The sequence below is a fragment of the Borreliella spielmanii genome, from assembly GCF_014201705.1.
Classification (GTDB): Bacteria; Spirochaetota; Spirochaetia; order Borreliales; family Borreliaceae; genus Borreliella; species Borreliella spielmanii.
Map to the genome: position 1 here is coordinate 1 of NZ_JACHFA010000018.1, position 3,947 is coordinate 3,947.

Below are 3,947 nucleotides of genomic sequence, written 5' to 3' on the forward strand. Positions count from 1 at the left end.
AAAACATATTATCTTAAACAATACCTTTTCAATTATTAACATAAACTGATAACTTCCTTATATATATATGCTAAAATTTTAGCAAAGGAGGAACTGCAATAACTACTGAAAAATGTTTAATATAAAACCTTAACTAAACATTTTAGCGAACTTAATACTCATAAATAAAAACAAGACTATCTAATAGTCTTGTTTTTCATAATTTATGCTTATAAAACCATTTTTTATTACTTTTTCTTTTCTGAATTTTGAGCCTCTTCCCCAATATTTTTAAGTTCTTCTTCAATTTGCTTAAGTGCATCATCTATTATTCCACTTGACATAACACCTGTATCAGTACCAGAACTAGTAGAATTTACACTTAACCCATATTCTCTAGCTTTTGTCCACGCTTGCCCTCCAACTTTCCCTTGATTTCGAGATTGATCACCATCAGTAACTCCAGTTGCACTACCAACTTGTCCCTTAAACTTTTCAAATTCTTGCTTAGCCTCTTGTAAAGCTTTTTTTCTTTCCTCTTTTTTATTTTTTAAGCTCTCTTCAAGTTCTTTTAATTTATCTTCAAGATTTTTCCCTTTTAATTTTTCTCTTATTTTTTTTATTTGTTCTTCATACCCAGAATATGTTTTAAGGGGAGTTTTTTTAGAATCCGTTTTTTCTATTTTTTCCTTTAAGTCTTGAATTATTTTTTCAATCTCTTTTGTATCTTTTCCATCTAATGTATTTAAATCTTTTGTCTCTAAAATATTTAACAATCCATTAAATTCTTTTTTTATTTCTTGTTCTATTTGTTGTGGAATTTCTAAACTTTGTTCTGAAGTTTCTGAAGATTGACCATTTACATAATTCTTGCAAGAAATTATCAATGCAAAAACAGTACAAATAATAAACATTCTCATATTTTTATTCATAATTATTCTCTTCTATACTTTGAATTTCTATTTTAAATTCTTCTTAAGTTCTTCTAGTGATATTGCATATTCAGCAGTTTTATCTCCTGAGTCTTTAATTTTATCTCCTGAAAATGTAATATGTTCAGAACCATCAATGGTTTCCATCTTTGTTATTATCTCTTTATTTTGGATACCCTTTTCAGTGCTTTGTTCCCTATATCCATAATATAAACTAGTTTTAAATGATCCACCTTTAGTCATTGCTTTTACAAAGTTGTTAATTTCTGAGTTTTCTAATGAAAATAACGTAGCTGAATGCCCCTCAGTAGCATTTAAACCCGTTGCAATACCATCTTCTTCTTTTCTTACAACTAAAGTTCCTAAGTCTATCCATTTCCCACTATTATCTTTATTTTTAATTTTTACAGTAAATTCAGAAAATTTTATTGTATCATCACTTACTTGCTCACCTAAACTACTTGTAAAATTTCCACAAGAACCAAACAGTGCAAAAACAGCATAAATAATAAGTATTTTCATTTTTTTATTCATAAGTTACTCCGTAAGGCAAAACATAACGCAACACCTAATAAATTCAATTTTTTATAATGTTTAAAATATCTAATCTTGTTACATTTTGAATTACAAAGTAACAAAACTCGAATGTAATTTTAACCAACTCTTGAAAATCTCTCCATTGCAAATGGCAGACTCATTACAAAAGACTATAAAACACATACAAATTAAATTTCCAAGTATTTGCTATATATCAGTTAAAGTATAGTATCTTTCTTATCCGACCCCCTTAAAAATCTACACTTCTGCTCTTTACAGCTACTCTACAACCTAAATTCTGCATACAATGAGAAGCACCATAATTTGACTAAAATTTTAAGTTTTTGGTAAAATGTAAACTGCAATTTTTATATATTTTTATTACTTTTACTTAATTTAAAAGTAACACTTGTAAAAAGAGGACTTTATGGACATTAATAATTATCTTAATTTAAATAAAGGGGACACGGATTTTATTCTTAAACTACTAAAAGATTATCAAAAACTAATAGATGAAAATAAAATTCTTAAAAATACACTAGAAAATTCAACTAAAACTAAAAAAGAAAATTTAAAACCCAGCCCCAAGTTCTACTTAACTCCTAAAACTAGCAAACTAATTGAAAAATGTATAAAACAATTAAAACAAACTGATCCAATATCTGGATGGTTCGTACATCTACTCTCAATAAGTGGGTGTAGGGGTACTGAAATGCAAAAAGTAAAAATGCAAGATATTACCCAATTATCAAGCAAAACCGGAGAAATTTATTACAATATAAAAGTAAATGTGGCAAAAAAAAGAAGTGTCACCTGTATTAGAGAAATTGTTATCAACTCTAAGGAGTTTGATGCTATTCAAACAGCTCACAAAAATCATTTCGAAGATAAAAATCTTGATACAAGGCGTACTTATCTTTTTCAAAAAACCAAACACAAATTTAAAGATAACCAAATTAGCATTATCAACATTTCTAGAAAATTTAAAAATCTTCTTAAAAAATCGGGCTTTAAAGTAAATAAATCGCTTCATTTATGTAGAAATTTATTTATTTCTAATTTAAAATCCAATGGATACAATTCTTTTCAAATTAAAGAACTTATGAAATATTCTTCAACCCATGAAATTGATAATATCTACGGACTCTCTTCTGCAAACAAAATTCAAGCTTATAAATTTGCTAAAAATAGCTTAAAGCTATAACGCTATCTATGTTTAAATATACGCTTTGAAGTTACTTTAAATAGTTTCCCACGTGCCTTTAAATCAAGTGAATCATATAGTATTTCTTGGTCTTTTGTAGCAATAAAGTGTGAACCATTAACATCCATGATTTTCACTTCACTTATTTCAAATTCATTAGCAGTTGCAAAGTAGCCAAAAGATTCATATCTCACACTAGTTCTAATCCCATAGTAATTTAGTATCATACATGGGTCTTTAATAAAACAATTGCTTTTAATATACCCAAGTCCTAAAAATCTGCGATACGCTACATTTATCCCAAAAACATTAAATTCAAGCTTCTTAAATACACTTATATAGTAATGCAAGCATAAAAAGTAGCACCCCCATCTTTGTATTTCTCCGAGTAAACTCCTATTGTTTTGTTTTATTTTACTAATAAGCATTTTTTAAACCTCCGATGTTAAATAATTTTTTTAATTTTTTAGTGCCCCCACTTAAAAGGGGACACTATTTTCATATACTATATTGCTTATATTGCTTGGCACAAAGACTTTATTATTTATTGGTATAAGCTCTTTAAATCTGTCTGATATTGCTCTTTTCTTAGGATCATAATTAAATACAAATTCTTTAAATCTATAATTTACATGTGTATGATTAATTAGTGGATATTTATCTAAAATATTATCAATTTTAATTTTAAGCAAATCTTTTATAGGTTTTTCTCTTTTTTTGTTTTCATTTTGAATTTTAGTCAGTTCTGATTTTAATTTATTAATCTCAATAAGTTCACATTCAAGATTTGCAGCTGACTGCTCGGTTTTAATCTCAAGGTCTATACACGCAACATACTCTACAAATTCTTTTATCCAATCAAACTCAACTCCAGATTGGTAAAAATCACTATTTACTACAAACTCTTCGACAAGTTTAATAAACGCATCATTATCATGATTATTTGATATTAATAACTTAAACTGATCGGTTTTAACAATTGCGTTTCTTAAATCGAAAACTTCTTGTTCACATTTAAGAACAAATTCAAGCACTTTTGATATTAAAGCATCATTTCTTTTTATCTTGCAATTAACTGGTGCAGCGTCGATTAAAAAGAATAAATTACAATACTCAAGCCCGGTACATGCTAGCTGCATTTGTGCCTGCACATAGTATTTGAAAAAATACTTGCTACTTAAGAAATTGCCATTTCTATTGTACTCTTCAATAGCGCTACTCATATAAGTAGAGTCACTACTCTTAATCTCTAAAAGCTCTAAATCGTTATAAATATTCATAAACCAGCCATCAAT

5 protein-coding genes are annotated in these 3,947 nt (G+C 27.5%); 1 reads left to right on the forward strand and 4 read right to left on the reverse strand.

The features are described 5' to 3' along the window. Positions 1 to 227: 227 nt before the first annotated feature. A complete protein-coding gene (locus tag HNR35_RS05510; protein WP_183224478.1) occupies positions 228 to 911 on the reverse strand; it encodes an ErpL protein in 684 nt (227 codons plus the stop codon). Positions 912 to 938: 27 nt separating this feature from the next. Next, on the reverse strand, positions 939 to 1,445 hold the full coding sequence (locus HNR35_RS05515) for an Erp family outer-surface lipoprotein (RefSeq protein WP_183224480.1): 507 nt from the start codon (positions 1,443 to 1,445) through the stop codon (positions 939 to 941). A gap of 430 nt (positions 1,446 to 1,875) precedes the next feature. Between HNR35_RS05515 and HNR35_RS05520 the strand changes: the two genes are divergently transcribed. Further along, a complete protein-coding gene (locus HNR35_RS05520) occupies positions 1,876 to 2,652 on the forward strand; it encodes a tyrosine-type recombinase/integrase (protein ID WP_183224482.1) in 777 nt (258 codons plus the stop codon). Between the two features lie 2 nt (positions 2,653 to 2,654). Here the strand turns inward: HNR35_RS05520 and HNR35_RS05525 are convergent, their stop codons facing one another. Together HNR35_RS05525 and HNR35_RS05530 are read right to left on the reverse strand one after the other, a co-directional pair. Continuing rightward, complete coding sequence (locus HNR35_RS05525; RefSeq protein WP_183224484.1) at positions 2,655 to 3,080, reverse strand: DUF261 domain-containing protein; 426 nt, start codon at positions 3,078 to 3,080, stop codon at positions 2,655 to 2,657. Between the two features lie 51 nt (positions 3,081 to 3,131). Beyond that, on the reverse strand, positions 3,132 to 3,947 hold an 816-nt coding region (locus tag HNR35_RS05530), incomplete at its 5' end, for a DUF244 domain-containing protein (protein ID WP_183224486.1).

Excerpts from the sequence above, each read along its gene's own strand:
- HNR35_RS05510 (WP_183224478.1), bottom strand. The coding sequence starts at position 911 with ATGAATAAAAATATGAGAATGTTTATTATTTGTACTGTTTTTGCATTG.
- HNR35_RS05515 (WP_183224480.1), bottom strand. The coding sequence starts at position 1,445 with ATGAATAAAAAAATGAAAATACTTATTATTTATGCTGTTTTTGCACTG.
- HNR35_RS05520 (WP_183224482.1), top strand. The coding sequence starts at position 1,876 with ATGGACATTAATAATTATCTTAATTTAAATAAAGGGGACACGGATTTT.
- HNR35_RS05525 (WP_183224484.1), bottom strand. The coding sequence starts at position 3,080 with ATGCTTATTAGTAAAATAAAACAAAACAATAGGAGTTTACTCGGAGAA.